The organism is Aliiroseovarius sp., assembly GCF_965228805.1.
GTDB lineage: Bacteria > Pseudomonadota > Alphaproteobacteria > Rhodobacterales > Rhodobacteraceae > JASBTN01.
The window spans coordinates 125,540-148,562 of sequence record NZ_CBDDIE010000001.1 but is presented as its reverse complement, the minus strand read 5'-3'; the positions used below and the strand labels follow the sequence as shown (position 1 = coordinate 148,562).

The window sequence follows — 23,023 nt, the reverse complement described above, 5'->3', positions numbered from 1 at the left end:
GCTCTGGGCCCGGTCTTGTTCAAACCGACCATGGCGAGCGGGGATCAGACCTTCCGGTCGTCCAAAGCCGGGGCCCTGGCTTATTTCTGCGGCCACTCGGACGAATACCCGTTGGATGGCGGGTTTGCGATCCAGGGCTGGCGCTCGATGGACAGCGTCACGGCAGCCGAATTCATCGAAGGTGACGTCGCCATGTGGATGGGGTGGATCATGCTGACCGACAAGGATGGCAATGTGACCAAAGTCGACAAGAGCTTCGGCTACAAGAAGGACGCCGATGGCGTGCTGCGCATCGTGCTGCACCACTCTTCCCTGCCGTATCAGCCGTAAGAGCGCCATGGAGCAGGGGATGAGGCGGCGCATCTCGCAGGCCAGGCGCGTGATGCGTGCCGCCATGCTGGCCTGTGGCCTGTCTGCCGGGGCTGCGGCGGCCCATCCCCATGTCTTCGTCGATGGCGGCATCGACTTCCTGTTCGGTCCGGACCAGATGCTGACCGCGCTGGAGGTGACCTGGCTCTATGACGAGTTCGAAACGCTCTACACCCTGTCAGCGCTTGAGCTGAGCCTGAATGCGGCGGGCGGGCTGGACGAGGCGGATCGGCTGGAGCTGGTCCGGCGGCTCAGCGACTGGCCGGAGGATTTCGACGGCTCGGCCCATCTGACCCAGGGTGGGGAGGCGGTTGCTCTGGCGCCGCCCCGGGGGCTGGACGCCCGCATGGTCGACGGTCGCCTGCTGCTGACCTTTACCCGGCCCCTGGTGCAGCCCGTCGCGGTTGGTCAAAGCCCGGTCGAGGCGGCCTTTTACGAATCCACCTATTTCTTCGACTTCACCCTGACCAATGCGCCGCGACTGCTGGGTGCGGCCCCGGGCTGCGCAGCCCGGGTAACCCCCTTCGACCCTTCGGCACAGGAGGCTGAATTGTTGCAGGTTCTGGCGCGGCTCGGTCGTGAGGAAACCCCTGAGACCGAGAATGTCGGGGCCTTCTTTGCGGACAGGATTACCCTGCAATGCGACTGATCCTGATCTGCGGCGGTGCCCTTGTGGCGGCACTGGCGGCCTTTCTGTTGCTTGAGGCCGATAGCCTCGCAAGCTGGGCCGTCAGCGAACAGCGCGCCATTCAAAACCGCATGGCCGGGGCCGTGCGGGCCTTGCGCGGCGGAGAGCCGGGCGCCCTGGCGGCGCTCTTGGCCGCCGCCGCCGCGTATGGGTTCGTACATGCGGTCGGTCCCGGGCATGGCAAGGCGCTGATCGGCGGCGTGGGGCTTGGATCCTCCGTGTCCGCGCCGCGGCTTCTGGCGCTTTCGCTGGCCTCCAGTCTGGTCCAGGCGCTTTGGGCCATTGCGCTGGTCTATGGCGGCTTTTTCCTGTTCGAAACCTCGGCCCGGCGCATGACGACCCTGGCCGAGGTCTATCTGGCCCCGGTAAGCTATCTGGCCATTGCCACGATCGGGCTGATCCTGGTCTGGCGCGGGGGCAGGGGGCTGGTGCGGCAGGCCGTTGCGTCGCCTCACGGGCACGACACCGGGCATGACGCCGGACACCATGCCTGCGGTTGCCACGCCCATGGACCCTCGCCCGAGGCGGTGGAGCAACTGCGGTCCTGGCGGGACATGGCCGCGTTGATCGCCAGCATCGCGATCCGCCCCTGCACCGGCGCGCTCTTCCTGCTGGTGATCGCCTGGCAGATGGACCTGCGTGCCGCAGGGGCCCTGGCCGTGGTGGTGATGGGGCTTGGCACCGCCACATTCACCAGCCTGGTCGCCGTCTCAAGCGTTGCTGCCCGGGCGGTGACCTTTGCCTCCGCCGACCGGTTCGGCGGCGTGGCGCAGATCGCCTCGGCGGTTCAGGTCCTTGCCGGTGCCGTGATCCTCTGGATCAGCCTGACGCTTCTCTGGATGGTGGTCTGAGGCCTCGCCCGCGCAAACCGCCCCGGCAACACCTTCAACAGATCAGGCCTGCCGACGGTATGCGATCGCGGGTCTGTACATTCCGTGTACAACTCCCGAAATACTGAGACTGCAAACCTAATGATATAAATATGGGTCTCCAGAGATTTATGGGACTCCGCCATTGCAACATTAAGGCACCAAACTGCGTCGCTTGGAGTTTTCGGAGAAATACCCCAGAATTGGTCTGCGAAGGGGAGTTGGCGGTATGAACCCACGCAGGAATGAGAATGAACCCATGCTTCTGGGGAATGCTCACCCAGATCTTCACGATATCAATGATTGGTTCTCTTTCGGGCCAAGAGATGGCCGGATAGAAGAGCTTGTTCGAACCCTGACCCTGGGAAAGGGTTACAGGCTGGCGGATGTTGAAGACGTAATTGTTCAGGCGCTGACACTAATGTTGGAGGATAAGGGCACCGACTCTGAACTAGGAAATGAGCCTGAATAACTTGATCAGATTTGAGCATTGCCCTGTGCAACCTTGTAGTCAACTCTGCGGGGCTTTGCTTCCATTCATCCGCCTGATCTGAATTGCCGCGCACCTTCTATGTCCAGGCGATTACTGTGCCCCCTGTTGGGGACACCAGCGAGTTTTTCGGCAATCGCATGCGGTCTTAGATGAGATCTGCGACGTTGACGGACTCGATATTGTTTTCCAGCGCAACCAGATCGGTGTAGCCCTGCAGGGTGAGGGTGTGACCAGACCCAAAGTCGAACACAATGTCGCTTCCAACGACGGAAGCATAGGTGAGGAGCTCAGCCGCAGTCTTGGTGCCGCCTCCCCAAATGGCGTTATCAACCTGGATGAGATCACCTTCGCTGTCATCAAAGTCGGTAACCACATCGGCGCCGTTCTTGAAGACAAAGCTATCCGCGCCGGTGCCACCGGTGTAGGTATCGCTCCCATTGTCATCAAGGACTGGATGACGTTCTATAACACCGAACGACCGCATTCTTCCCTTGAGCGCAAGACACCCAAGGAGGCATATTGGCACGGTCGGGAACAGAAATTGGCGGCATGAAACCTACCCCGGATACACCTTAGAACAGCCGCTGAGCTGTCCAAATAACCGGGACCACTTCATAGATCAGAGCCATGGGTCGAGAAGGTGAGATCGTCCAGGGCAATTCCTGCCCCGAACTCGATAGTATCGTTCCCACCGATCTGTGCGTTTGCCCCTTGGTCTGGGACATACTCACGGATTGTGTCCGATCCGTCGCCGACGCTGTATTTGTAAGTGTCATTGCCCTTGCCACCGGTGATCACGTCATTACCGGCAAGCCCATCGATTTCGTTCTTCTCATCGGTGCCGATGATCGTATTGACGCCGGTGGAACCAATAACGTTTTCGACATTCGTGATGGTTTCCTGAATCCCGCCGACCCAAGAAACGGACCCGTTTTCCAAGTCAATGGTGTAACCACCAGACGAGTAGGATAGGTCGATCGTGTCGATGCCTTCACCACCATCGAAACTATCCGTGCCAGCGCCACCAGACAGCACATCATTGCCGTCGCCACCTTCAAGCGTGTCGTCGCCATCACCACCGTCCAGCCTGTCGTCGCCGTCTCCGCCCGTCAACACGTCGTTACCGGCCCCGCCAAGCAACTCGTCATTACCTTCACCGCCGCTGAGGGTACCATCGCGCCGTTCATCTGAGTTCAGCGCGGAAATGAAACTCGAAATTTGCTTCTCAGGGAAAAGCCAAGTCGCTTCTGAGACGGGAGAACCCAATTGACACCCCTTTCAGTGCGAATTCTTGAACGGTCACATTGCCGCAGGGTGAGGTGTTTGCAATTCTCTCAACTTATGCGAGCGCTCCTATAGCGTGTATTCCCGAGTTCTTAATTCCCAAACGATATTTCTAATTGGGCAAGCGACACATGCATTCTCTGAAGACTCTCGTAGCCGGGCTAATTTCGATCCTAGTTCTTAATACCGCAGTGTATGCGGAAACCGACAGAACCATGGTTTGGATTCCTTTGCCAAATCTGTGGGACGTAGAAGGAAGCAGTGCCGCAAGCGCATGTCGGGGGTTCAACGTCGGTGTCGTCCACCTCTATTACTGGGGAGACAACTTCGTACGGGTTGACGGCGACGATGAAGAGCCGTGGTCGCGAGCCTGTATCGATGATGAGGGTTACATTTACAATGTGATTGCCCGTTGCAAGGTAGAGACCGAGGACGGCGTTGAGTATTTTGCACCAGCCGTTTGCATAGATTCGAAACCACAGCTCTGCCCGTTGGAAGGTAATCCGACCCAGGTCTATGGCCAGGTCAAGATCGAAACCGCAGATGACTGGGTTTCGCCGCGCGACAGCCGATTTCGAATTCGCCGCACCTATCGCTCCGACAATGATTTTTTCCACGTCTTCGGCGCGCGTGATGTCTACTACGCCTATGGTGAAGTCTGGCGCCAGGAATTTGCCGAAGCGGTGTATTATGACCTGGTCGCAAGCCCCAACAAACACACTTACTATCGGTCCAGCGGCGAGGTTCTGCGGTTCGACGCGATCGGCCTGGGGGCTGCCACACATGGCGGGCATAAATTCGAGCTGGAAGCAGCCCCGGAGGACGTGAAGATCACCGATGGCGGCGAGAGCAGCCGCTATTTCAGCGGGTCTTACGGGACGTATTTCCTGGACAAAGTCGAATGGACAGATGGCTACAGCATCACGATTGAACGGTTCAAGCAGCCCTACAATAACCCCAACAACGGGCGGATCGATGCGCTAAGTGCAAATGACGGCACTCGTGCCGAATTCACATATGTCACCGACGCCGTACCCAGTTCGACCCGTCAGGTCGTGTCGCAGATCGAGATTGACGTGGACTATGACGAGGTCACGTTTGCTCCGGAAATTCGGATCGAATACGACTACATCGACAATGCGGAAGTGCCAGACAAACCGAAGCTGACCGAAGTTCGGCGGATGGATCTGGTCGCGGGCACAAGCGAAGTGATCTGGAAGTACGAGTATGATATCGAGTTCTTCCAACCGGCCCTGTTGAAGGTCTTTGATGGTCGTACAGACGCGACCGGTCAGATGTACCCGTACATGTCCGCCACCTACACCGACTTTGATTCCAGCGATTATGCGGGTGTCATTTCGGTCGCGCATCCTGGTGGTACGGATGCGATGACCATGTCCCCCAGTGGCCCAACGAATGCCTTGGGACTGACCACGACCTATGAGTTCACGCCGATTCAAGGGCTCGACCGGTTGTCCGGTGCGAACGGTTCTGCAACGCCCAACTGTCTGTCCACGACGCGAAGCCTCGGATACACGCCCAATGCAGGTGCGCCAGAAGGTTGGATCTATGAGCGGGTTGAACGAAACGGGGCCCGCACCACCTATACCCGTGATGCACGTGGGCGGATGTTGACCCGGACCGAAGATGCCGACGGTGCAGTTCCCCGCGTGACGACCTATACTTGGTCGGGAGATACGCGCAGGCCCGCCACGCGGACAACCGACCAGCTGGCCGAAGCGTTTTCCTACACGACCGACGGTCTTCTGGAGAGCTACAGCCAGACCGATGTGCTGGTCGGCAGCCCGGACAACGGCAAGACGCGGACCTGGAGCTACAGCTATACGACGTTGGCATCGGGGCGGCAGATGCTTAGCAGCGTGGATGGCCCGGGCCTGACCGCAGACGGTGTCTACGACGTGACGAGCTACAGTTACGATGCCGACGGCAACCTGACCGCCATTACGGATCCCAACGGATGGCAAACCCAGTTCCTGGCCTTCAACGGGTCTGGTCAACCCACGCTGATGCGAAAGCCGGACACGACGGAATGGGCATTTGCTTACGATATCATGGGACGGGTCACGTCGATCACGTTCGATCCGAATGGGAACAATCCCACGACGAGCAGTTTTGCCTATGACGTGATCGGCCAGATGGTGTCCTATACCAACCATCTGGGCACGACCTGGACCTTCGACTACGACGAGGCGCGCCGGTTGGTGAAGACGACCAATCCCACCGGTGACGTTGCCACCTATGACCATGATCTGTTGGGCAATGTGACCCGGGTGGAGTATTCCGACGGGTCCAGCACGGCCAGTTTCTGGCAGGACACCGAATACGATGCGCTGTCCCGGCTGGTCAGTACGACCGGTGCCGAGGGACAGGTCTGGCAGTTTAGCCATGATGTCGAGGACAACCTGGACAGCATGACCGATCCGCTGTCGCTGCAATCCACCAACAGTTTCGATGCGTTGAACCGGGTGGTGGATACGATCGATCGCGCCGGGTACAGCACCGGGACGGAGCATGACAGCGCGGATCGGGTGACGCGCTATACCGATCCCCGTGCGATCGATACCATGTTCACCTACAACGGTTTTGGTGATCTGGTTTCCGAGGTCAGCGCGGATCGCGGCACTGTCTCGATGAGCTACAACAACCGCGGCTTGGTTGCGTCGATGACCGACGGGCGCGGGGTGGTTTCCAACTATACCTACGACAATGGTGGGCGTCTGACTGCCCGGCGTTTCCCGTCAGACCCGTCTCAGGACCAGACCTTCACCTACGATCTGCCCTACAACTTTGGCCAGGGCTACGACAAGATCGGGCGCGTGCGTGGCCCGGCGGGATTCACCGAATACCGCTACAAGAACGGCGGTTTCCTGGACACGCTGCGCCAGAGGGTCGGCGGGGTCTCCTATGACGTGAAATTCGCGTTCAATCGCGAAGGCATGATCACCAGACTGAACACGCCGGCCAAGCTGGAAATCAAGTTCAACTACGACAGTGACGGCAACCTGAGCCAGATCACCGCTCAACGGCGGGTCAAGGATCCGGTGACCAACCAATACCCGCCCAAGGTCACGATTGCCGGCAGTTTCGACTACCTGCCCAACGGCCCGCTGACCTCGGTCACCCTGCTGGATGGATCCACCCATACCGCCACCTATGACAACTCCTACCGGCTGACGCGGCTGACCGACACGCTGGGCACAACTGCCCTGCGCGATGTTTCCTACGGGTGGAGCGTGCGGGACAATCTGGAGCTGGTCACTGACCACCTCGACCCGACGAAAAGCGAAAGCTACGGCTATACGGCGCGCGAGTTCCTGGCCTCGGCCGATGGCCCCTGGGATGAGCTCGACTTCACCTATGACGCCGTCGGCAACCGGCTGAGCCGCGCGGCGACCGTGGGCGGGGTGACCTCCACCGACAGCTACAGCTACCCGGCCAGCTCGAACCGCCTCACCGCCATCGCCGGTGCCACCGCGCGCAGCTTTACCCATGATGCGGCGGGCAATGTGACCTATGACAACCGCACCGGCGTGGGCCATGGCTATGACTACGACGTCGCCGGGCGGTTGGAGAGTTTTTCTCTCAACGGCGTGGTGCAGGCAGAGTATCAGTACAACCCGCAGGGTCAGCAGGTGCTGCGCCGCCTGACCCAGACGGGCCAGACCTTCCACGTGATCTTTGACGCCGACGGCAACCGCCTGGCGGAATACGAGGTGGACGAGCTGGCCGGCACCCGCACGCTGCTGCGTGAGTATATCTGGATGGAGGGCGTGCCGATTGCGGTGGTCGAGAACGACCAGATCTACCTGGTCCGCACGGACCACATCGGGCGGCCGGTCTTTGCGACGGATGTGAATGGCGTGAAGGTCTGGGAGGCGACCTATCTGCCCTTCGGTGGGGTATATACCTCGACGGGTGCAAATAGCGAGCTGAGGTTTCCGGGGCAGTGGTTCCAGTCAGAGTCTGGCCTCCACCAAAACTGGATGCGCGACTATGACCCGACCACGGGGCGGTATCTTCAGGCCGATCCCCTGGGGCTGGTCGCCGGTGCAAGTGTGTATGGCTATGCGCTCCAAAACCCCATGTATTGGACTGATCCAACAGGACAGTGTCCTTGGTGCCTCCCAGCCGCTGTTTATGTAGGCTTCATAGTACTGGACTACTACCTTGATGATGATTGCTACACTTGGGGTGATTTTACATACTCTGCTGTCGCCAATCTTCCGTGGAACCGCCTCTTTACTGCCATGAGGTGGGCGAAAAGGGTTACGAAAGGTGGAGATAAGTTTAACAGAAAAGGGGGGGGCAAGAACGACGGTAAGAGATCTAATACGGATAGAATTGACGAACAGCTTGCTCAAGCGAGGGAGCGTCGAGACGCCTTAAAATCGAAGCCTAACAGAACGCCCGAGGATAAAGCAGCTTTGAAGAGGATTGAACGGGAAATCAAGCGTCTGAAAGAACAGAGAAGAAGGTCTGAACCTCATGGCATTGACAACAACCGGCACTGAACACCTGTGGACATTCATTGTCGATTTCGATGGAGGGACTTACATCAGTCAGTTTTCTGCTGAGACTATCGTAGGAGCGATCACACAATACAACCGTACTGATCCGTCCGGGCTTGACCTAGTTCCAATCTCCACGGAAGAGGAAGATCAACCTGTCGCTGTGACAGGGCTAGAGGGTGTATGGGCAACTGAAATTCTCACGAATCAAGATAGATATGCGGGAGTCCATATTGTTGTCACGGAAATGAGCTAGTCCTCGACATGGCCAGAGGCTTTCTTCCGTTTGGAGCGCTCTGCCTCTCGAGCTTCAAACTCCGAACTATACTTCCCCGGCGTTGGTATCAATCCGAGTCAGGCCTCCACCAAAACTGGATGCGCGACTACGACCCGACCACGGGGCGGTATCTTCAGGCCGATCCGCTGGGGTTGGTCGATGGGGCGTCGGTGTATGGCTACGCGCTGCAGAACCCGGGACGGTATGTGGATCCGCGGGGGGAGCAAGCGAAGGACCCTTGGCCTGGTGGCAACAACAAAAAAGTAATTCAGTGCGGCCAGTACGTCATTGTGTGCGAAAGTGATCCCGTTAAGGGGCGCCATTGCCACTGGGGCACCAAAGCTGAAGGGGGACGGGGGAAGACTGGTGGAAAACCAAACTGTGTTAGACCGGATGGCTCGGCTTGTGAAGGATCTGCTCCTCCACCCAGAAAAGTGCGCAAGTGCCTAGAAAAGGAACGTATGTGCGAATTTGACAGATTTCGAATGCCTCTTCCGTTGATTTCTCCTCGCTTTCCAAGCACAAATCTTCGGCGCCCTCGTGTTGGTGGAGGGGGTGGAGCGGTCAGCGTTTTACCTGAAGGGGTGCTGCTCCATTGATGTGCTCCGCAAAATGAGAGAGTAGGAACCATGAAAGTGCGGCTAGAAATCCGTCATCAAGAAGATGGTGTGCGTGTGTACGGAAATAGAGAGTTCTTTGTGCATTTGCGTAGTGAGTTGGACCATCTCATAGAGTGCCCTCCCGGTGGATATTGCGAATTTCAGTCCGTCTCTCTATGTGCAGAGCGACCCTCTGGTTTGGATGAAAAGCCACAGTATCGAGTCTTGAAGCAGGTTTCAGAAGGTCCGGAGGGCGTTGAGTTTCGGTCGGTGGATCCCGAACTTTACGACCTGATCCTCATGACGGTAGAGGACGATGATCTTGAAGCGGGCTGAACACGTGTCCCGAAGACTAGTGACGCTCGGCGTACACCTCAGGCGGGAGCACGGTGGTTGCCTGGGAGGCGACGTATCTGCTGCTTGGTGGGGTGTTTACCGCCACCGGCGCCAACTCGGAGCTGCGCTTCCCCCACCAATGGTTCCAATCCGAAAGCGGCCTCCATCAAAACTGGATGCGCGACTACGACCCGACGACCGGGCGGTATATTCAGGCCGATCCGCTGGGGTTGGTCGATGGGGCGTCGGTGTATGGCTACGCGCTGCAGAACCCGGGCAGGCATATTGACCCCCGTGGGGAATGTGTCGGGCCGCTTGCCTATGCCTGTGGGGGGATCATCGTCGGGGCGGCCACGAGCGTGTTGATCGGCTATCTTCTGGACGAGGACTGTTATACCTATCGCGAAGCAGCATCCGATGCCTTTTGGGGGGGGGGCTGTTCGGCGCCGGAGGGGCTTGGTGGGCCGGAGCTGGGCGTCACGGTGTGTGGTGGAGCTACAAGGGCACGCGCTATTGGAGGAAGGTTCCGGGCAAGGAGTGGTCGCATGGTATCGCGCGTCGAAATACATCGGCCTGGAGCAGTTGGTGGCACAAGATCGCTAATACTCGAGGCGGGTTTAACGGCAGCTGGGTTTCTCCAAAGCGCCACTATTTGCACGATGGGTATCGTTATCCGAAAGGGTGGCGTGATTGGGGAGGCCGCTACTGGAAACCGGTTCGTTTTGCGGATCGCATTCCCGACTGGTTCAAGGGCGCTGTCGGTGGCGGAGCTGCGGGAGCCGGTGTGAGCGGGGCTTTTGATTGAGGGGTGGAAAGGTTTGAGATGCGACGTGTTATTACCTTGATCCTGAGCGAGGCCAATCGGTTCCTGATGTCCGTTTCGGGCGAAGGGGGGCGCTCTCTCAAGCCCTATGAGGCGCAGATGGTTTGGGCCGTGTTGGAGGTATTGCCCGCCGAGACCTCGCAGTTGGTCCAGGCGCAGCTTGCGGGCCGGTTCTTTGTGGACCGGTCCAACCCGCGCATCCACAGCCTGCATTTCGACCGCAGGGATGCACGGCTGGCTGTGGCCGACGAGGGGTTCGATGACGCTCTGTTCAAGCTGTCGATGCGGGTGGACGGCAAGCGGCAGACCGGGCGGGTGACTTATTACAAGGGCTATCTCTTCAGCGTGGAAACCCCCAAGCCCGAAAAAACCTATCGCGACGCCGAAATCGAGATCCTGAGCGTGACACGCGCCAGTCCGAAAGCCAGCCTGGCCCATATTGTTGATCGGCTGGAACATGGCCGGGGTGAAGGGCAGGGCTAAGGAACGGCGGGTTACGTCCCGACCGTAGTGGTGGTGTCTAAATCCTGATCGGGGTAAGGTTCCCTCCTCTCGTGTATCCTGCAACTGCCCTGCCGGGGTGCAGGGGGGCGGAGCGACCCCGCCCTCCACCAAAACTGGATGCGCGACTACGACCCGACCACCGGGCGCTACATCCAGGCCGACCCGCTGGGGCTGGTCGATGGGGCGTCGGTGTATGGCTACGCGCTGCAGAATCCGGGACGGTATGTGGATCCGAGGGGAGAAAGCGTTTTTGGGTGGCTGTGTGACAACAGCGCAATCATTGGAGCATCACCAACATGCAAGGCTCTGGACCATTGCTCCAGTGGCGTCGCGGGTGGAAGCTTCGATCCCGAAAAGCCCGACACGTTCTTTCCCCCGGTTGTGGTGACTGATGGATGCGACCAATGTACTCCTATGACGGCAGCCGATTGCTATGAAGAGTACGAGGACCGCAATGACAGCTGCCGACGGATGTTCCCAAGGACGGACGCAGGAAAACGCCGAAGGCAACAGTGTTGGCAGGAGTCCAGTGAAGAACTGGCTCGATGTTTAAAAGGAGCAAAATAGTGGATGACAGGGGCAGCGGAATTAGGGTTTCCGGGGTGATGACTTCCGAAACGCAGGAATTGGAGATTTTCCTTGGATGCCCAAGAAAGGTGGGCGGAGAGTTCCACACCCTAGTTTATGTGCCCGGTGTTCTGGAAGGGAAGCCAATCATAGCAGAGGATCCCCTGTCCTCGTTGGCACAAGCCCTAAACTTGTTGCAAAGCATTCTTGACCCGCCAATTCCCTTGATCGCGCAACAGATGGGCGATCAATACGCGGCGTTTAGTTTGCAGAGCGCAAAGCTTGTCTTCACGCCGTGACGGCGCTGTTTTGACCGAATGGGTAGTGGCCTTCACCTCAACGGGCTAAAATTCTAAACTCCGCTTCCCCCCTCTCGCGCATCTTGCAGATGCGCTGCCGGGCAGCGGGCCAGTGGTTCCAATCCGAAAGCGGCCTCCACCAAAACTGGATGCGCGACTACGATCCGACAACGGGCCGCTACCTCCAAGCCGACCCGCTGGGGTTGGTCGATGGGGCGTCGGTGTATACATACGTTGGCAACAACCCCGTTAACTACTTGGATCCCGTGGGAACCAACAAGTCGCGCCCATCTCGAACTCGTCGCTGTACGCCCAAAGAACGAGAAAAATGTCGCAATATGTGTGGCGATAGAGGCGTTGAAAGCTGTAGAGTTTCACAGACTTTTAGGATAACTGGTTATCGCGACGGTGGTGGTGGCATGGCCATTTATGAGTGGAAAGATGGGCCACTAAGCTGCTCCTGCAATGAAGACCCGAGGTCGTGTAGCACGCTCTGTCAGGTTGGTGCGATTTTCCTAGGTGTTTGTTTGCTGTTTACGCCTATCCCTGGTGATGAGATCCTTGTCCCGGGCGCCTTGATAGGTGGCGGAGCCGTCATGTCGACCCAGTGAATGAGGACGAAGCTGTAATGCTTTTCAAATCACGAGACGTTAACCCGAACTGGGACCCCCTCGAGGCCGACGATCTTCGAGTGGGAGGTGTATATTTTAGTTTGGGATTTGCTGATAACAGCTTTCACGTGCCGTCTCTTGACACTATGGTCTTGGTGGAGGTTTCCGAAAGGAATGGAACGAGAGTGTTCCTTTTTCAGTTGGCGACAGCTTACTTTAGCGGCATTTCCTATGACGCAGCCGGTGAGCATGAGGTGCCAATGCTGTTTGAGTATGATGAAGACTCTCTCAACTCCATTTTTGACTTCGATGGAGTACTGGAGCAGTTTCTGGTGTGTGCGCTTCATCGGCAAGGCGCTATTTGACGGATTGCTAATTCACCTCTCGCCTAATTGGGTGGGCTCTGTACTTCAAGGATCAGTAACTCCCAGTCGAGGTTCCCCAGTAAAATGTTCCAGAGCGAGTTCGGCCTCCAGCAGAACTGGATGCGCGACTACGACCCGACCACCAGGCGCTACCTCCAATTTGATCCGCTGGGTTTGGTCGATGGGGTTTCATGCGCATATTGCTGCGCTCCCATGACGCCGACCGGCGAGGGGTAGCTGAAAGCCGAATGCCACAATGACCTTACGCTAATTCCAAACCGGGATTGCTTGTTACCGAAGCACCACCTAAAAGGGAAAATACCGCAACTACTCTATCTAAGAGATTATGCTCAATAAGCCGATTTCCTCACCATTCGCTCTTTGCTTTGATTGCATCGGATACCTTCAGTTTCCGTCTGTGATTGGCTGAGCGAATGATCCGACTCCGCCCCCTGACCCTGACCGTGATGGCGCTTGCTGCAGCGGGCGTGATTGCCTATGTGGCCGCCGAGCTCGCCTTTCCCGACCGGCTGGGCAAGGTGGGATTGCTGGACTACGAGGTCTTCCGTCTGGTTGCGGAGATAATGGCCGAGGGCGACCTCGCGCATGCCTATGACCCGGACCGGTTCCTGGCCCGTCAGGCCGCGCAGCCCGGGTTTGACGGGCATCGCATGTTCTTCAGCTATCCGCCGCCCTTTGCGCTGTTAATCGCGCCCTTGGCCTGGGTGCCGCTCTGGTTGGGCTACGCCCTGTTCATGGGGTTGTCGCTTTGCCTGTACCTGTGGGTGTTGCGGCGACTGTCGGGACCGGCGTTTCACACGGTTCTGGTGGTGATGGGGCCGCTGATCCTGCTGATCCTGCGGGCTGGCCAGAACGGGTTTCTGACCGGTGCACTGATGGGATTGGCAGCCCTCGGCGCCCTCAGGGTGAGAGCCTGGGCGGGTGTCCCGCTCGGGCTGATGGTGATCAAGCCTCACCTGGCCGTGGGGCTGGGGATCTGGGCGCTCCTGGAGCGCCGTTGGCGCCTGGTTGCGGTGGCAGCGATCACATTGGTGGCCACGGCAGGGACGGCAACGTTGGTCCTGGGTCCGCAAGCCTGGGCATTGTTCCTGAGCAGCGCCGAGGCGAGCAGTGCCACTCTGCGCGCGGGCGATTTTCCCTTGTATCGCATGACCTCTGTCTATGCATTCGGTCTGTCGATCGGCTTGCCGGTGGCTGTGTCGCTGGGCCTGCATGTGGTGGTCCTCTTGGCCGGTGTGCAGACCCTCATGAAGCTGAAACACAGGGGTGCTTCGGGGCGTGTCATGCTCGGCGCGGGGCTCTGCCTGGCAGCGCTGGTCAGCCCCTACAGTTATGATTACGACCTCGGAATGCTGGGCGCGGCTGCAGCCCTGTTGACGGTTCCGCTCATGCGCCGCACGACCCCGGCGCAAAGGCGGGGACTTCTGACACTGATCTGGGGCATCAGCCTGTACGGGTTCGCGGCCACTGCGCTTGTCCCCCGCCTCCCCGTCCTGCCGATCTCGGCGGTCGGGGCCTTGCTGATCGTGCTGCTTGCCTGGGTGCAGAGCATTCTGACTGACGACCGCACCGCGCCCCAAGGCGCCAACGCTCCGGCAGTGAGCTGACCAACCGAACCGGCTGAGGTTTTTTTGCGAGATCAAATGCCAACTGGAGGCACCGCGCGCTAATCTTAAGCACAGCGGCGGACCATCTCGGTGGGGGAGGATCGGCAAAGGTTATCGGAAACAGGGCTCCCGCCGAAAAGTCTCAGGTCTATCCAATCAGTTTCAATCGGCCTGGGCGCTGCGTTTCAAACACAATGTGCTGCCCCTTATTCCAGAATTCGCCCACCGCTTGCTGGTTGACGCGAGATGATGCCAATCTGACGCGCACCAGTGTCCTCCACCAGGATCACCGCGAAGTTGCGCCCGTTTGGCGCGTCGTGCAGCGAGGAAGGTACCACGCCGCCAGCAAAGGCCTTCAGCAGCGCCGCGGGCACATGGTCCGGGGCCAGCCCGCGCCTGCCGGAATGCACCGTGGCCACCTGACGAAGCCAATCGGCCTGGGCCGGGTCCACACCAGTCACGCGCAGGAAGTCGGATACCCGCAGGAACCGGCGCGGGGCGCGGCGCCAGTTGCGCCAGTGGGTGAGCGCCTCGCCGTCGGCTTCCATGTTGTCGAGCAGCACCTGGATCAGCGCAGGCGTAGCGGTGTTCAGATCCACCCGCCCGCCCAGATCTTCGAGCTGCAGGGTCTGGCCGGTTGCGACCTCGCCGCCCATTCCCTCCATCACCAGCGCCTGTTCCAGCGCGGCCCGGTCGGTGCGCTGTCGGTCGGACAGGGCGGTGAGGGTCGCGAGCCCCGACAGGTCGGCCTGGCTGCGGGTCATGGTCACCGCAAAGAGCGTGGTCAGGATTGCCAGCCCGCCCAGCACGGTGATCAGGGCGAAGCCTTTGGAATTGTGCAATTTGTCCGACGGCCTATACATGGGGGCAGGTTACGATGAGGGCGCGTGTGAGGGAAGGGCACAAAAGGCTGGGTCTGGTGGCATTGCACCTCGGGGCCTATGGCGGTGTTGCGACCCTGGCAGGGACCTTGGACCCGTGGATGGGGGCCTTTGCCGCCCTGCTGATCTGGGTCAGCGTGGTGGATATCGAGCGCTTCGAAGTGCCGGATCCGGCGGTTGTCGGTCTGGTGGGGATCGGATTTGCGCATCTGGCTCTGGTTTTGCCGCGCGACCGCCTGTGGGAACATCTGGCTGGCTGGCTGGTCTGGCCTGCGCTGTTCTGGCTGGTGGCGGGGCTCTACCGGCGTCAGAGGGGGCAGCACGGGCTCGGGCTGGGCGACGTCAAGCTGATGGCCGGGATTGGGCTGTGGTGCGGGTTTGGCGCGAGTGTGGACGTGGTTCTGGCGGCGGCGCTCGCGGGCATGGTGGTGATGCTGGTCGTGACGGTGCTGCGGCGCCAGCCGATTGCGGAGCTGGGCCAATCGGCCATTGCCTTTGGCCCGTTCCTTTGTCTTTCTGCATGGGCCGTATTCGTTACAGGAGTTTCAGCATGATCCGAGCAGGGAGTTTGCGTTGGCACCGGCGGCGGGGGGCGACGATTCTCGAGGTTCTGGTGGTCTTGTCGGTCATCGCGATGATTGCCGCCGTGGTCGGACCGCGAGTGGTGGGCTATCTGGGTCGCGCCAAATCCGAGACCGCGCAGCTGCAGATCGATCAGCTGTCCAACGCGGTGCAGCTCTTCTACATCGACATGGGCCGTTACCCGGGAGGGTCCGAAGGGCTGGCGGTGCTGATTACCGCGCCTGCCGGGGCGGCGGATTGGCAGGGGCCCTATCTGGAGAAAGCCGAAGGGCTCGTGGACCCCTGGGGGCGGGACTATGTCTATGGCGAGCCGGGGGCAGATGGGCGCTTTGCCATCACCTCGCTGGGCCGCGATGGCGCGCGCGGGGGCAGCGGCGAGGATGCTGATCTGAGCAACTGACGCCTCAAGGCTCGGCGTATCTTGGGCGTTGCGTGAGCTCCGGCCAGTCGGGTGTACTGCCCGGGTCCAGCTCGATGCGCACCAGGGCGGGCAGGGCGGTGCCTGGCGGCCAGGTATCCAGCCATTGGCCGGTGGGCTCGCCGGGCTGGTAGTAGTGAATGCGCAGCCCCATGGCCCCGGTGGCAAGATCGCGGGTCCAGCTGTCGATTTCCTTTCCCTCGTGATCCAGCGCCGTGGCGGTCAGGCGCAGGGTGTCGTCCTGCAAGGTGATCCCGACCCGCAGGGCGGCGGCCTTGGGTGCGAAGGGTGTTTCAGCCAGGGTGGTGAAGGTCAGCTGCTCCGGTCCGCCGTTGAACCCGGCGGGGAAGGGTGTCAGCAGATGCGGAGGGGCGGCGCGGTCGAGCCAGTGGCGCAGCTGCAAGCGCAGGGTCAGGGCGTCGAGTTCGGGGGCGTTTTGGTCGGCGCGCTCATACAGGCGCAGACCGAGGGAGAGACTGCCGGACAAGGCGGCGGCGATCAGGGCCAGCAGGGCCAGCGAGAGCAGCAGTTCGAACAGGCTCAGCCCCGCGCGGGGGCTGGTGGGGCGTTCGCGGCGGATCATGGTTCGGGCCTCAACGCGTCGAGCGTTGCGAGTGACTTGCCGGAGGCGTCCAACACCTCGACCGTGACGTGCAGCTGTGGCGGCGTGCCGGGCAGGGGGGGCACGCGCCGCGTGACCTGCCAGTCGCGATAGGTGAAGCGATCTTCGGGACTGTCGAGCGGGTCCGAGAGGCCGCCGCGTTCCAGGACCGACTGGGCGTAGTCCATGGCCAGCACCCTCTCCTGGTTCAACTTCGTGCGGGTGAGGTACCGGGCCTGGCCGGGGATCAGGACCGACAGGACCATGGCGAGGATCGCGAAGGCGATCAGCACTTCGAACAGGGAATATCCGGCGCGCGACTGTCTCATTCGGCGACCTCGTGCAGCCGCCCGGTCAGCGGGTCCATGCGCAGCCGCAGGGTCGGCGCGTCCGGATGGGTCAGGCAGAGGTCCGGCGCCTTGCCGGTGCCGTCGGCGAAGAGGCCTGCGCGGGCCGGCGCCTGCGGGTTGCAGGGCATGCTTTCCAGCGCGATCCAGACGGTGCGGCTGTCGCGCGCGGCCTGCAGCCGGGCGGCGGCCACCTGCCGGGTCAGATCGGCCGCCTGGCGGCGCAGTTGCAGGGCCGGGGAGGGGCCGCGCATGCCCGCTGCAGACACCCCCGCCACCAGGGCCAGGATGGTCAGGGCCATCAGCGTCTCGAACAGGCTGAGGCCTGCGCGGGAGCTGCCCATGGGCGGGTGGGACTGTTCAGAACGCCAGATCATTGAGGTCCAGGATCGCGCCAATGGTCGACAGGATCAGCCCGCCGACCAGAAGGCCGATCACCAGGGTCAGCACCGGGGTAAGAAGCTTGACCGCCTGGCCGAGGCTTGCGCCGGTGCGCTGGTGAGCCTCCCCAACTGAACTGGTCCACCGCTATGTTTAGGAAACGGAGGACCAAGAATGGCAAACAAGCGACCGAAGCCGGAAGAGATTGTCTCGAAGTTACGGCAGGTTGAGGTGCTGATGGGGCAAGGCATGCCCCGTCTGGACGCGATCAGGCAGATCGGCGTTGTTGAACAGACCTATTACCGGTGGCGCAAGCAATACGGCGGAATGCGTTGCCGGCAGGTGATTGCGGAGCAATCTGCCGAGAGGGGTGTAGATCAACTGAAGGAACTGAAGCGGCTCCAGAAAGAGAACGACCGGTTGAGACGAGCTGTGTCAGACCTGACGCTCGATAAGCTGATCCTGAAGGAAGCTGCGAAGGGAGTGAGGGGCGTCCCGGAAACGGTCATCAGACCGTTTCAGCCCTGAACGGGCGGAGCCCCTAAGCCCCGCTCGTCGTCGCGCTTGTATCAATCATGTATGCGGCCAGTTCAAAGTGTCTGAACGCCGAGCTTGCCGGGTACTGGGGCAACATCGTTCGACGCAGAGGCATGCCCCGAGAGGCCGAGCCGATGAGGATCGGTTGGTGGCCGACATGATTGAGTTGGCCAGGCAGTATGGTCGATACGGCTATCGTCGGGTCGCGGCCTTGCTCAGAGAGGCAGGCTGGCCCCCTCTCGGCAGCATGCTGCGCATGCGCCTGCCGGGCAATGGGTTAGTGATGGTCGTGTCGAACGGCTATGGCGGCGAGAGGGGCTGAAGGTTCCACTAAAACAACCGAAGAAGGGACGGCTTTGGCTGAACGATGGATCATGCGTGCGGCTGCGGCCTGAGTATCAGAACCATGTCTGGTCTTATGACTTCGTTCACTGCCGGACAGATGACGGCAAGGTCTTCCGGACGCTGAACATCCTGGATGAGTACAGCCGCGAATGTCTGGCGATTAAGGTGGAGCGCAAACTGAACTCGACAGATGTGATTGACGCTTTGACCGACCTGTTCATCTTGCGGGGCACCCCAGCCTTCATTCGGTCTGACAACGGCCCTGAGTTCGTTGCACAGGCGGTCCGGGACTGGATCGCCGCTGTCGGCGCGAAGACAGCCTATATCGAGCCTGGCTCGCCTTGGGAAAACGGATACTGCGAAAGCTTCAATGGCCGGTTCCGGGACGAACTGCTCAATGGTGAAATCTTCTATGGTCTGCGGGAGGCGCAAATCCTGATCGAGCAATGGCGCATCCACTACAACACCGTCAGGCCGCATAGCTCGTTAGGGTATCGACCGCCCGCGCCGGAAAGTATCGTCCCGATGGACCAAAGGCCCACGATGCACTAACAATTAAACCGGACCACCCGATGGGGGCACGCCAATCCCGCGCCAGCCGGGTAGTCTAATCGTGCCGGGAAGATCAAAAACGCTCATGAGAGGGTGTCATTCTGCACTCAGCCGGAGCAGACCCCTAATACGTCTTGTCCGAGATCCCCGCCTTGCGACACGCACTCACGACATCCAAACCATCGTGCAGATGCACGTCTATCTCACGCAACAGCCTCAGCGCGTCCTCATCCGAAAACCGTTTCCGAGCCATCTCCCATCCCTCCTGTGACACATAATTAGTGGCACAGTTCTAAGGGGCTAAGACAGCTGTACCAGCGCTTGTCTTTCTCATCGTCCACTCCTCGGTGGCTACGATGAGCAACAAACCCTCTCTTAGCAAATGACCCTAGTTGGTCCCATAGGCGCTGACGTCAGACAGGGAGAACTATTTCAGCACCCTGCTAAGCACCGCCGCAAAGGAAACACCATTTATTCACTATCTTTTGCTAGCGGTATTTTCGAGCAAAAAAGAAAGTGGCGAAACGAATGCCGACTATCAATCATGAATTTACGCTGATTCACGGCAGCAACATCAATTTCGTTGATGGCGGATCGGGGAATTACCAGTTCACTCTGACAAATACAGACCCGGCAAATCATATTACCGTAACGTCAGTCGAGGACACGTATGGTAGTTCTTCCGCGCTCAATGTCAACGTCGATTGGGACGGTACCCCTGACCCGACGGCCACCAATAACCAGGAAATTCTCTCCTCTTCCGGAGGGGCACTGAATGGCCATCAGATTTATGGGGTCTACAACTACAATACATCCCCGCACCAGGTGTATCAGGTAGAAGTGGAAACCAGTCCCGGAAGTGGGGTTTTCGAGACCTATTATGCTTTCAACCTGCAAGGATCGACAGCGTCGGATTTCTTAAGCGGAAATACGATCACCATGAACATCCGGTCTTTAGGATCAACTGGCTGGACAAACCTAGATGTGATTTGCTTTGCTCGCGGGACATTGATCAGGACGACCGGTGGAAATCGCAGGATTGAAGACCTGTCAGTTGGTGATGCCGTTCAAACATACGACAAAACTGATCAGGTAATCCAGTGGATCGGGCACCGTAAATTTGATGGCGATACCCTTAAGAATAACCCGAAACTCTACCCTGTGCGGATCAAGAAAGGCGCATTGGGTGAAGGTCTGCCAAAACAAGACCTTATCGTCTCACAGCAGCACCGAATTTTGGTAAGATCGGTTATTGCACAGCGAATGTTTGGCGAGCACGAAGTGCTGATTCCTGCGATTAAATTGATCGAACTTGATGGGATCGATGTTTTACATGACCTTGGCTGTGTAGAGTATTTTCACATTCTGTTCGATCAACATGGAATAGTCTATGCAAATGGCGCACCTGCAGAAAGCTTGCTTCCGGGGCCCATGGCGCTGAACGGAATGTCCCTAGAAACACTAAGCGAGATTGCAGCAATATTCCCAGAAATTTACGAAGCGGATTTCAAACCTCTGGCCGCGCGTTATGTGCCTGAAAAGGGCAAGCGGATAAAACAATTCGTGAAACGCCATAAGCATAACAGAAAACCTTTTTTTAGTGTCTGACGTCATCATCTGTTGATTGTCACTGAGAGTTGACCCATGTGTCAGGGCCGTTCAAAACCACGGGGTAAAAGCCAGTGACCTGCTCCCCTGTGTCGGACCATCCGGCTGGAGATTTTCCGGGGGTTTAAGTTCAGGGTGGTTCGTCGGACCCTGAACCGTTGATTAGCGAGATCGGAGGGTTATTCCCGATTGCGCTATGGGGGGTCTGTTCCGGTAGGGGGCAGGATCGTACGTTAGTGGCGATCACCGGGGATTCTTCCATCTGTACTCGCCAGTGAGCAGGATATGTGCCCACCCGAGGGGCGAGATGTGCGACAGAAGGTCTGGTGAGCAGTCGAGCCCCGCACGTGTTCGCGCGGCCACGGCATGTCCCAGGTGTTTTGTGTTCCAGTAGATGATGATCGCAGCGAGCAGGTTCAGCCCTGCCATACGATAGTGCTGGCCTTCGGCAGTACGGTCTCGGATTTCGCCTTGGCGTCCGATGCGCAATGCGTTCTTCAAGGCGTGATGGGCCTCGCCTTTGTTGAGGCCGATCTGGGCGCGACGCTGCATATCGGCATCGAGCAACCAGTCGATGATGAACAACGTCCGTTCAATTTTGCCGATCTCGCGTAGAGCGAGCGCGAGTTCATGTTGGCGCGGATAGGCCCGGATGTAGCACGCATCGCTGTGCGGCAGATCAAAAGCGAAGAAATGCGCCTTCTGCTCAACGCCGCCGATCACCACCAACGCTTCACCAAAATCCGCCTGCGCATGCCCGGGCGGATGGCTCAGCGGCACGAACATTTCCTTGCCGGAACGCTTCCTGGACCGGATGTAATCCTTGACGATCGTATATCCGCCATCAAAGCCGCACTCATCGCGCAAACGCTCGAAGATGCGCTTCGCGGTATGGCGTTGCTTGCGAGGTCGGGCCTTGTCCTCGGCCAGCCACTGATCAATCAGGCAAATAAATGCATCCAGCTTGGGGCGCTTGATCGGCGCCACCCGCCGATACCCGGGCGGTTCCGAATAGGCCAACATCTTCGCAACGCTGTCCCGGCTGATGCCAAAATCCCGGGCAATTTGGCGCCCGCTCAAGCCGTCCTGGAAATGAGCCTGACGCACCTTCAAATACAAGTCCACGGTGTATATCCCCAAACCCTCCCGAAAACCGAAAGGGCAAAAGTGGACGACTTTTACGCCGCCCGCGACACCACAACGACGCCGCTACCGTGGCCGAGTATTGCTCCGCCGTTCTCACTCGGCAGCGGAAACAATCTGATAATATGGATTATGTTAATAATAAGTCACTGCAAACCCATGGAAAAAGGGTATTTGCCCGCCAATTTCCCCCTATTATATCTCTTCTGTATGCGGTAAGCCACGGTCGTCTTTCCGTTCCAGGCGTCGTTTCCCGCCTTTGGGATCGCATCGGCCCGGGCTTGGGCAACGCACAGGACGGAGGCAGAAGGCAGCAAGAGGAGACCAGCCGTGTTGGACCTTGCCAATCTCCGCGATGTGCTGAGCGCGCATTACGACCTGGAACCGTCGCCCACCCTCGCCGGTGAGATGGCCGAGACCTACGCCCGCATGGACCGTGTGATCACGCCGCCCGACTGGGCCGTGTTTGCGCCCTACGTGAAGGCGATCAACACGCTCAAGAAGGAACGCAACGCGGTCATCCTGGGCCACAACTACATGACGCCCGAGGTGTTTCACGGCGTGTCCGATTTCGTCGGTGACAGCCTGCAACTGGCGATGAAAGCCGCCGAGGTCGAAGCCGACGTGATCGTGCAGGCCGGTGTGCATTTCATGGCCGAGACCTCGAAGATCCTCAGCCCCGAGAAAACCGTGCTGATGCCTGACATGGCCGCCGGTTGCTCGCTGGCGGAATCGATCACCGCCGAGGGCATCGAGGAAATGCGCGCCAAATACCCCGGCGCGCCGGTCGTCACCTATGTGAACACCACCGCCGAGGTCAAAGCGGCCTCGGACATCTGCTGCACCTCGTCCAACGCCGTGCAGATCGTCAACGCGATGGAAAGCGACACGGTCATCATGACCCCGGACCAGTATCTGGCCCAGAACGTCGCCAACCTGGCCGACAAGAACGTGGTCTATTGGCCCGGCTCCTGCATCGTGCATGAACAATACACCGCCCAGGACCTGCGCGACTTCCGCGAATGGAACCCGGGCACGCAGCTGATCGCGCACCCGGAATGCCCGCCGGATGTGGTGGCGGAGGCCGATTTCTCCGGCTCGACCAGCGGTATCATCAAGTATGTGACCGACAAGAAGCCCGAAAAGGCGATGCTGATCACCGAATGCTCGATGGCCTCCAACATCGCCGACGAGCTGCCGGAGGTCGATTTCGTCGGCCCCTGCAACATGTGCCCCTACATGAAGAAAATCACGCTGGAGAAGATCCTTTACGTCCTGCACACGATGGACAACCAGGTCGAGGTTGACCCGGCGGTCGCCGTGAAGGCGCGCCAGTCCGTGCAGGCGATGATCGACCTGTCGCGCAAGCTGGGCCTGTAAGCCGGGG

The 23,023-nt window shown here is 59.4% G+C and carries 25 protein-coding genes and 3 pseudogenes; 20 read left to right on the top strand and 8 right to left on the bottom strand.

Features of this window, described 5'->3' with window-relative positions; all coding sequences use genetic code 11:
* The 3 genes from ACO07D_RS00675 to ACO07D_RS00665 form a co-directional block, all read left to right on the top strand.
* Positions 1-330, top strand: a 330-nt coding sequence (locus ACO07D_RS00675; protein ID WP_421701000.1) for a phosphoribosyl-AMP cyclohydrolase, incomplete at its 5' end; no start/stop codon positions are given.
* Between the two features lie 19 nt (positions 331-349).
* Positions 350-1,018, top strand: coding sequence for a DUF1007 family protein (locus ACO07D_RS00670; RefSeq protein WP_421700998.1), 669 nt, complete (start codon positions 350-352; stop codon positions 1,016-1,018).
* On the top strand, positions 1,009-1,908 hold the full coding sequence (locus ACO07D_RS00665; RefSeq protein ID WP_421700997.1) for a nickel/cobalt transporter: 900 nt from the start codon (positions 1,009-1,011) through the stop codon (positions 1,906-1,908). Before ACO07D_RS00670 ends, ACO07D_RS00665 begins: the two co-directional genes overlap by 10 nt.
* A gap of 656 nt (positions 1,909-2,564) precedes the next feature.
* Here the strand turns inward: ACO07D_RS00665 and ACO07D_RS00660 are convergent.
* Positions 2,565-2,903, bottom strand: coding sequence for a hypothetical protein (locus ACO07D_RS00660; protein WP_421701006.1), 339 nt, complete (start codon positions 2,901-2,903; stop codon positions 2,565-2,567).
* On the opposite strand from ACO07D_RS00660, the gene ACO07D_RS00655 reads away from it, so the two are divergent.
* The gene (locus tag ACO07D_RS00655; protein WP_421701005.1) at positions 2,874-2,972 is read left to right on the top strand and encodes a hypothetical protein; all 99 of its coding nucleotides are present in this window, start codon (positions 2,874-2,876) and stop codon (positions 2,970-2,972) included. The two genes, ACO07D_RS00660 and ACO07D_RS00655, sit on opposite strands and share 30 nt — an antisense overlap.
* Before the next feature lie 59 nt (positions 2,973-3,031).
* Here ACO07D_RS00655 and ACO07D_RS00650 read toward each other — a convergent pair whose 3' ends face one another.
* A complete protein-coding gene (locus ACO07D_RS00650) occupies positions 3,032-3,685 on the bottom strand; it encodes a hypothetical protein (protein WP_421700996.1) in 654 nt (217 codons plus the stop codon).
* Positions 3,686-4,194: 509 nt separating this feature from the next.
* Here ACO07D_RS00650 and ACO07D_RS00645 point away from each other — a divergent pair.
* From ACO07D_RS00645 to ACO07D_RS00595, 11 genes are all read left to right on the top strand, one after another.
* Positions 4,195-8,235, top strand: a complete 4,041-nt coding sequence (locus tag ACO07D_RS00645) for an RHS repeat-associated core domain-containing protein (RefSeq protein WP_421700994.1) — start codon at positions 4,195-4,197, stop codon at positions 8,233-8,235.
* Between the two features lie 261 nt (positions 8,236-8,496).
* Positions 8,497-9,108 carry an RHS repeat domain-containing protein gene (locus ACO07D_RS00640; RefSeq protein WP_421700993.1) on the top strand — a complete coding sequence of 204 codons (612 nt, stop codon included), beginning with the start codon at positions 8,497-8,499 and terminating at the stop codon, positions 9,106-9,108.
* A 30-nt stretch (positions 9,109-9,138) separates the two neighbouring features.
* The gene (locus tag ACO07D_RS00635) at positions 9,139-9,444 is read left to right on the top strand and encodes a hypothetical protein (RefSeq protein ID WP_421700992.1); all 306 of its coding nucleotides are present in this window, start codon (positions 9,139-9,141) and stop codon (positions 9,442-9,444) included.
* A gap of 53 nt (positions 9,445-9,497) precedes the next feature.
* Positions 9,498-10,232, top strand: coding sequence for an RHS repeat-associated core domain-containing protein (locus ACO07D_RS00630; RefSeq protein WP_421700991.1), 735 nt, complete (start codon positions 9,498-9,500; stop codon positions 10,230-10,232).
* 35 nt (positions 10,233-10,267) lie between these two features.
* Entirely contained in the window at positions 10,268-10,750 is a 483-nt protein-coding gene (locus ACO07D_RS00625) for a hypothetical protein (RefSeq protein ID WP_421700990.1), read from the top strand.
* A gap of 75 nt (positions 10,751-10,825) precedes the next feature.
* Positions 10,826-11,338 (top strand): RHS repeat domain-containing protein, encoded by a 513-nt coding sequence (locus ACO07D_RS00620; protein WP_421701004.1) that lies wholly within the window; start codon positions 10,826-10,828, stop codon positions 11,336-11,338.
* A 38-nt stretch (positions 11,339-11,376) separates the two neighbouring features.
* The gene (locus tag ACO07D_RS00615) at positions 11,377-11,637 is read left to right on the top strand and encodes a hypothetical protein (RefSeq protein ID WP_421700989.1); all 261 of its coding nucleotides are present in this window, start codon (positions 11,377-11,379) and stop codon (positions 11,635-11,637) included.
* 89 nt (positions 11,638-11,726) lie between these two features.
* Positions 11,727-12,248 (top strand): RHS repeat-associated core domain-containing protein, encoded by a 522-nt coding sequence (locus tag ACO07D_RS00610; RefSeq protein WP_421701003.1) that lies wholly within the window; start codon positions 11,727-11,729, stop codon positions 12,246-12,248.
* Entirely contained in the window at positions 12,245-12,613 is a 369-nt protein-coding gene (locus ACO07D_RS00605; protein ID WP_421700988.1) for a hypothetical protein, read from the top strand. The genes ACO07D_RS00610 and ACO07D_RS00605 overlap by 4 nt, the downstream gene beginning before the upstream one ends.
* Positions 12,614-12,640: 27 nt before the next feature.
* The gene (locus ACO07D_RS00600; protein WP_421700987.1) at positions 12,641-12,850 is read left to right on the top strand and encodes an RHS repeat-associated core domain-containing protein; all 210 of its coding nucleotides are present in this window, start codon (positions 12,641-12,643) and stop codon (positions 12,848-12,850) included.
* A gap of 197 nt (positions 12,851-13,047) precedes the next feature.
* Positions 13,048-14,241 (top strand): glycosyltransferase family 87 protein, encoded by a 1,194-nt coding sequence (locus tag ACO07D_RS00595; RefSeq protein ID WP_421700986.1) that lies wholly within the window; start codon positions 13,048-13,050, stop codon positions 14,239-14,241.
* 206 nt (positions 14,242-14,447) lie between these two features.
* On the opposite strand, the gene ACO07D_RS00590 is transcribed toward ACO07D_RS00595, so the two are convergent.
* Positions 14,448-15,083 (bottom strand): hypothetical protein, encoded by a 636-nt coding sequence (locus ACO07D_RS00590; RefSeq protein ID WP_421700985.1) that lies wholly within the window; start codon positions 15,081-15,083, stop codon positions 14,448-14,450.
* A gap of 77 nt (positions 15,084-15,160) precedes the next feature.
* On the opposite strand from ACO07D_RS00590, the gene ACO07D_RS00585 reads away from it, so the two are divergent.
* Together ACO07D_RS00585 and gspG are read left to right on the top strand one after the other, a co-directional pair.
* The gene (locus ACO07D_RS00585) at positions 15,161-15,676 is read left to right on the top strand and encodes a prepilin peptidase (protein ID WP_421700984.1); all 516 of its coding nucleotides are present in this window, start codon (positions 15,161-15,163) and stop codon (positions 15,674-15,676) included.
* On the top strand, positions 15,673-16,104 hold the full coding sequence (gene gspG / locus ACO07D_RS00580; RefSeq protein WP_421700983.1) for a type II secretion system major pseudopilin GspG: 432 nt from the start codon (positions 15,673-15,675) through the stop codon (positions 16,102-16,104). The genes ACO07D_RS00585 and gspG overlap by 4 nt, the downstream gene beginning before the upstream one ends.
* A gap of 4 nt (positions 16,105-16,108) precedes the next feature.
* Here the strand turns inward: gspG and ACO07D_RS00575 are convergent, their stop codons facing one another.
* From ACO07D_RS00575 to ACO07D_RS00565, 3 genes are read right to left on the bottom strand one after another with little or no spacing between them, the layout of a single operon-like run.
* Positions 16,109-16,705 (bottom strand): type II secretion system protein GspJ, encoded by a 597-nt coding sequence (locus tag ACO07D_RS00575; protein WP_421700982.1) that lies wholly within the window; start codon positions 16,703-16,705, stop codon positions 16,109-16,111.
* Complete coding sequence (locus ACO07D_RS00570) at positions 16,702-17,052, bottom strand: type IV pilus modification PilV family protein (RefSeq protein WP_421700981.1); 351 nt, start codon at positions 17,050-17,052, stop codon at positions 16,702-16,704. The genes ACO07D_RS00575 and ACO07D_RS00570 overlap by 4 nt, the downstream gene beginning before the upstream one ends.
* Entirely contained in the window at positions 17,049-17,447 is a 399-nt protein-coding gene (locus ACO07D_RS00565; protein ID WP_421700980.1) for a pilus assembly FimT family protein, read from the bottom strand. Before ACO07D_RS00565 ends, ACO07D_RS00570 begins: the two co-directional genes overlap by 4 nt.
* Positions 17,448-17,625: 178 nt before the next feature.
* Between ACO07D_RS00565 and ACO07D_RS00560 the strand changes: the two are divergent.
* Together ACO07D_RS00560 and ACO07D_RS00555 are read left to right on the top strand one after the other, a co-directional pair.
* A pseudogene (locus ACO07D_RS00560) lies at positions 17,626-18,885 on the top strand (IS3 family transposase).
* 528 nt (positions 18,886-19,413) lie between these two features.
* Entirely contained in the window at positions 19,414-20,493 is a 1,080-nt protein-coding gene (locus tag ACO07D_RS00555; protein WP_421700979.1) for a Hint domain-containing protein, read from the top strand.
* Positions 20,494-20,736: 243 nt separating this feature from the next.
* Here the strand turns inward: ACO07D_RS00555 and ACO07D_RS00550 are convergent.
* Positions 20,737-21,141: pseudogene (locus tag ACO07D_RS00550) on the bottom strand (Tn3 family transposase); the annotation flags it as partial.
* Positions 21,133-21,618: pseudogene (locus ACO07D_RS00545) on the bottom strand (IS21 family transposase); the annotation flags it as partial. The pseudogenes ACO07D_RS00550 and ACO07D_RS00545, both read right to left, overlap by 9 nt.
* Before the next feature lie 348 nt (positions 21,619-21,966).
* Between ACO07D_RS00545 and nadA the strand changes: the two are divergent.
* Positions 21,967-23,016 carry a quinolinate synthase NadA gene (gene nadA, locus ACO07D_RS00540; RefSeq protein ID WP_421700978.1) on the top strand — a complete coding sequence of 350 codons (1,050 nt, stop codon included), beginning with the start codon at positions 21,967-21,969 and terminating at the stop codon, positions 23,014-23,016.
* Positions 23,017-23,023: the final 7 nt, after the last annotated feature.

Bases quoted from the DNA above. Each gene is read 5' to 3' on its own strand.
- ACO07D_RS00570 (WP_421700981.1), bottom strand. From the start codon at position 17,052: ATGAGACAGTCGCGCGCCGGATATTCCCTGTTCGAAGTGCTGATCGCC.
- ACO07D_RS00635 (WP_421700992.1), top strand. From the start codon at position 9,139: ATGAAAGTGCGGCTAGAAATCCGTCATCAAGAAGATGGTGTGCGTGTG.
- ACO07D_RS00610 (WP_421701003.1), top strand. From the start codon at position 11,727: ATGCGCTGCCGGGCAGCGGGCCAGTGGTTCCAATCCGAAAGCGGCCTC.
- ACO07D_RS00575 (WP_421700982.1), bottom strand. From the start codon at position 16,705: ATGATCCGCCGCGAACGCCCCACCAGCCCCCGCGCGGGGCTGAGCCTG.
- ACO07D_RS00640 (WP_421700993.1), top strand. From the start codon at position 8,497: ATGGCCAGAGGCTTTCTTCCGTTTGGAGCGCTCTGCCTCTCGAGCTTC.
- ACO07D_RS00665 (WP_421700997.1), top strand. From the start codon at position 1,009: ATGCGACTGATCCTGATCTGCGGCGGTGCCCTTGTGGCGGCACTGGCG.
- ACO07D_RS00625 (WP_421700990.1), top strand. From the start codon at position 10,268: ATGCGACGTGTTATTACCTTGATCCTGAGCGAGGCCAATCGGTTCCTG.
- ACO07D_RS00565 (WP_421700980.1), bottom strand. From the start codon at position 17,447: ATGATCTGGCGTTCTGAACAGTCCCACCCGCCCATGGGCAGCTCCCGC.
- ACO07D_RS00655 (WP_421701005.1), top strand. From the start codon at position 2,874: ATGACGTTCTATAACACCGAACGACCGCATTCTTCCCTTGAGCGCAAG.
- gspG (WP_421700983.1), top strand. From the start codon at position 15,673: ATGATCCGAGCAGGGAGTTTGCGTTGGCACCGGCGGCGGGGGGCGACG.
- ACO07D_RS00670 (WP_421700998.1), top strand. From the start codon at position 350: ATGAGGCGGCGCATCTCGCAGGCCAGGCGCGTGATGCGTGCCGCCATG.
- ACO07D_RS00660 (WP_421701006.1), bottom strand. From the start codon at position 2,903: ATGCGGTCGTTCGGTGTTATAGAACGTCATCCAGTCCTTGATGACAAT.
- ACO07D_RS00555 (WP_421700979.1), top strand. From the start codon at position 19,414: ATGCCGACTATCAATCATGAATTTACGCTGATTCACGGCAGCAACATC.
- ACO07D_RS00595 (WP_421700986.1), top strand. From the start codon at position 13,048: ATGATCCGACTCCGCCCCCTGACCCTGACCGTGATGGCGCTTGCTGCA.
- ACO07D_RS00615 (WP_421700989.1), top strand. From the start codon at position 11,377: ATGACTTCCGAAACGCAGGAATTGGAGATTTTCCTTGGATGCCCAAGA.